Genomic DNA, 4,029 nt, shown 5'->3' with positions numbered 1-4,029 from the left:
CGACCGGAGTTTGGCTGCCGACTGCAATGACGGCGTTGCAGAAGTGCATTCGGTTGGCGGCGGGTTTCGTCCCGTTCGTAATGGCAATGTTGGTCAGCGCGACCGCTGCGAGCGGGCAGGAGACCAGCCTTGTTGGCATCCATCAGGGTTCGGAGCTCACCGAAGCCGCCCGCCGCCTAGGCCAGGGCGGTTACGAGCTGCGGGACGGAACATGGGTGTCTCTCGATAAGTGGTTTCATAGCAGCTGGATCGACATGCGATTTGAAATGTTGACGCAGCTGTCGGACGATTTCGGTCTGCTGTGGAGCGCGAGCACGGGTCAACGTGCCGAAAAGCTCCGCATCGAACCCAAGTGTGGAACTCGGCTTTGTTGGGTTCGACTTTGCCACTGCTTAAGTCGTCCGTGATCGCAATGGCAAGGCGTTGATAGATCGGCTCGTTGCCTGCGGCGAGCCTAGGTACCCAAGGCGACTTCAACAGCATGTGGCATCCAAAAGTGTCACGGTACACAATAACGATAGCACAAAAAGTGTTCCATGGTGTAGTTCTGGTTGAAAACAAGTTTGGCGGTTTATCACATGAGCAAATCCTGTGCACACGAGATTGAGAGTACCGTTTCTGACTGGAATGACATTGGTGAACGACTTCAGTATCTCAGTAATAAATTCTCCGATAGGCGAGCTAAGCACATCGGATATCCCTACAATTTGGACTTCGATGCAGGGCCGATATCTCAGTTCAACAAATTCCTGATAAATAACCTGGGCGATCCATATGCTGGGTCTCACTACGCGACAGAAGTCTGTGACCTGGAGCGGGAAGTGGTCGAATGGACCATGCGGGTCTGGGACTGCGCAGATCCGGAAGGATCCTGGGGAACAGTGGGCGCAAGTGGAACTGAAGGCAATCTATGGGCGATCTACCTTGCCCGCGAGACCCTTGATGATCCTGTTCTGATACACTCAGAAGAGGCGCACTACTCGCTTCCAAAGGCGGCAAGAATTCTCCGAATCGAGGCTTTTTCATGCGGGGCTGATGAGTCCGGCACGATCGCCTTAGATCCTCTGGCCGAGGTTGTTCACGCAAATCGGCATCGCAGCATCATTCTCGCATTGACCTGTGGAACGACCATGAAAGGGGCGCATGACGATATCGCCTCCTGCATCAGCGTTCTGAACCAGGCCGGTATCGATCCGAACCGCCGCTTCGTGCACGTCGACGGGGCCCTGAATGCAATGGTTCTTCCCTTCGCAGACGACGTACACGCCGGCATCCGCCCGTCTTTTCGACATGGTATCGACAGCATTTCGACCTCAGGTCACAAGATGATCGGTACGCCGATGCCCTGCGGCATTCTCGTCGCCCGTCGTGATCATGTCAGTCACGTTGCTTCCGTCGTCAGCTATCTGCGCTCTGACGATACAACCCTGATGGGATCGCGAAACGGCCACGCCGTTCTTGCGATCTGGTACCGGCTGATGCATCTCGGCGTTGCCGGTTTCCGCAAGAGCGCCCTGGCCTGCATCAAACGCGCCGAAGGTTTTGCGGAAGCACTTCGCTCTGCGGGCGTCCCGGTGCTGCTCAACCCATGGTCGTTGACAGTTGTGTTTCCGAAACCGTCCGAGAGGCTCGTGGCCGAATACCAGCTTGCATGCCATGGCGATCTGGCCCACGCGATCGTTATGCCAAACGTCAAAGCCGATCTTATCGAGCGTTTCGTCGAGGCCTATGCGGCGGAATAGCGCTTCAATATCAAGCAATAGGTATTTTCATGAACAGTCATGCTCAACCTCTCTACAATGGTATTGAAGCGCCTGATCGCTATACGCACCATCGCTTCGATCGATACATCACCCGTGACATCAAGGCTCTTGCGACTGACAATTGGCATGGCCCACTTTACATCGTGAAGGACTATGCGGTGATCGCTACCCTTGTGTGGCTGGTCGTTGATGTAAGCTGGTGGTTCTATCCTCTCGCGGTAATCATGATCGGCGCGCATCAGAGGGGCATTTCCACCATTTTGCACGATTCCGCGCACGGCGTTCTGACAAAGAATCGTTTTCTGAACTTCCTGCTCGGCACGTGGCCAACCGCCTGGCCGATCTTTCAGCGCCACTTTGCCTACAAGCAGTCTCATGTCCATAGTCATCACCCCTTCCTTGGCAGAGCCGACGCCGATCCCGACCTAGAGTTCTTTATAAATGAAGGTGTATTCACACCGCTGACGGATCGTTCTTTTGTCTATAAGATAATTATTCTTCCGTTACTCGGATCGAAAACCTACGCATATTTGAAGTATCTGGTACGTAACAGATACCAGGTGATTGTCGCTTCCCTTTCTGGCAAGGAGAGCGCCACGCGGGTTCCGCGTGGAGAAGGGTGGCGCTATGAATTCGATCGCTGGGGCTTCTACGCATTCTGGGCGTCTATTGCCGCGGCGGGTCTGGCCTCCGGCTACTTCCCGGAATTCCTTCTTCTCTGGGGCGTTCCCTATCTCACCTCGTTCCATATCATCGGATGGTTCATCGAGATGTCCGAGCATTGCAGCTCCATCGACAACCAGCACGTCAACCTGCATATGGCGCGAAACCGTCAAAGCCGGAACATCGAGAAGTGGCTGACGGGGATCAACAACGACAACTATCATCTCGATCATCACCTCGATCCAACCACCCCATTCTGGCGACTACCCGAGGCGCACGCCATCCGCATGCGCGATTCCGAATATGCGGCGCACTGCTCCGAGACGGGCGGGATATTTCAGTCTGGCCCAAATGGTGAACCTTCCATTCTGAAGCTGATCAGGGACCAGAATCGGAAGCGCTTCATCGAAAGCGCGCCGTTGCCGGCCTAAGCGCCAATTCTCGAGAAGAACAGATTCCGGAGACAATCAATTTTGACCAAGACCCAGAGAAATGCCGCCACAACACAACCCGTTTTGACGTCAGCGTTGCACGTCGAGACGGCGGTTCTTCACGGCAGCTACCGTTACGATCCGACAACGCTCGCGACGACGGTGCCGATCTATCTCTCGAACGCCTATGCTTTTGAATCTATTGACCACGCGTCAGACGTGTTTGATCTGCGCAGCGAGGGACGCACCTATTCGCGGTTGATGAACCCGACGACGGATATATTCGAGCAGCGCGTTGCTTCTCTGGAGGGCGGCGTCGCGGCTTTGGCGACGTCGTCGGGCCAGGCCGCGATTATGCTCGCCATTTTGAATATTGCGGCCGCGGGGGACAACATTGTGAGTTCCGCTCATCTGTATGGCGGGACAATCAATCTGCTTTCTAATACCTTTCAAAGGCTCGGGATCGAAACGCGTTTCGTCGATCCGAGCGATCCTAAACGTTTCCGCGAAGCCTCAGACGACCGTACGCGTTGTTGGTTTGCCGAAGCATTGCCCAATCCGAAACTCACGCCCTTCCCGATCGCGGAGGTCGGCGTGATCGCAGATGAAATAGGCATTGCGCTTATCATCGACAACACAATGACCCCTCTCATCACACGTCCGCTTGAGCTCGGCGCGCATGTGACCTTGCACTCCACGTCAAAATACATCTGCGGCCACGGCACCACCATTGGTGGCGTTGTTGTGGATGGCGGCACCTTTGATTGGGACGCCTATTCCGAACGATTTCCGTTGATGACGCGCCCTGATATTTCCCATGGCAATATCCGTTGGCTCGAGGCGGCGCGTGATCTGCCCGGTCCCTATGGAGCCAGCCCGTTCCTGCTCAAGATGCGCAATACGCTCATGCGTGACTTCGGCCCCTGTCCATCACCATTCGCATCGTTTCTCTGCATCCAGGGCCTGGAGACGCTGCCATTGCGAATGCCGCGACATTGCTCCAATGCCCGCCGCGTCGCTGAATATCTCAAGGAGCATCGGAACGTCCTCGACGTGACCTATCCGAGTTTTGGCGGAATGCTGGAACGGCGTCGCGCCGAGCAGAACATGGGCGACTATGGCGGCCCGATGATCGTTTTCGAGATCGTCGGCGGTATCGATGCCGGCCGCCG

Annotated in this window: 3 protein-coding genes and 1 pseudogene; all 4 read left to right on the top strand. The window is 55.6% G+C overall.

What is annotated here, in order from left to right; all coding sequences use genetic code 11:
• A pseudogene (locus tag ACWGTO_RS32850) lies at window positions 1–407 on the top strand (hypothetical protein); the annotation flags it as partial.
• A 171-nt stretch (window positions 408–578) separates the two neighbouring features.
• Complete coding sequence (locus ACWGTO_RS32845) at window positions 579–1,742, top strand: histidine decarboxylase (RefSeq protein WP_454578862.1); 1,164 nt, start codon at window positions 579–581, stop codon at window positions 1,740–1,742.
• 29 nt (window positions 1,743–1,771) lie between these two features.
• Entirely contained in the window at window positions 1,772–2,857 is a 1,086-nt protein-coding gene (locus ACWGTO_RS32840; RefSeq protein ID WP_454578861.1) for a fatty acid desaturase, read from the top strand.
• A 42-nt stretch (window positions 2,858–2,899) separates the two neighbouring features.
• Window positions 2,900–4,029: O-acetylhomoserine aminocarboxypropyltransferase/cysteine synthase family protein (locus ACWGTO_RS32835; RefSeq protein ID WP_454578860.1), on the top strand; the 1,130-nt coding region annotated here is incomplete at its 3' end.

The organism is Mesorhizobium sp. PL10 (assembly GCF_053714315.1).
The sequence above is the reverse complement of the archived record's forward strand: the minus strand, read 5'-3'. Positions and strand labels throughout refer to the sequence as shown.

Coding starts and splice junctions, on each gene's coding strand:
- ACWGTO_RS32840 (WP_454578861.1), top strand. CDS start 1,772: ATGAACAGTCATGCTCAACCTCTCTACAATGGTATTGAAGCGCCTGAT.
- ACWGTO_RS32845 (WP_454578862.1), top strand. CDS start 579: ATGAGCAAATCCTGTGCACACGAGATTGAGAGTACCGTTTCTGACTGG.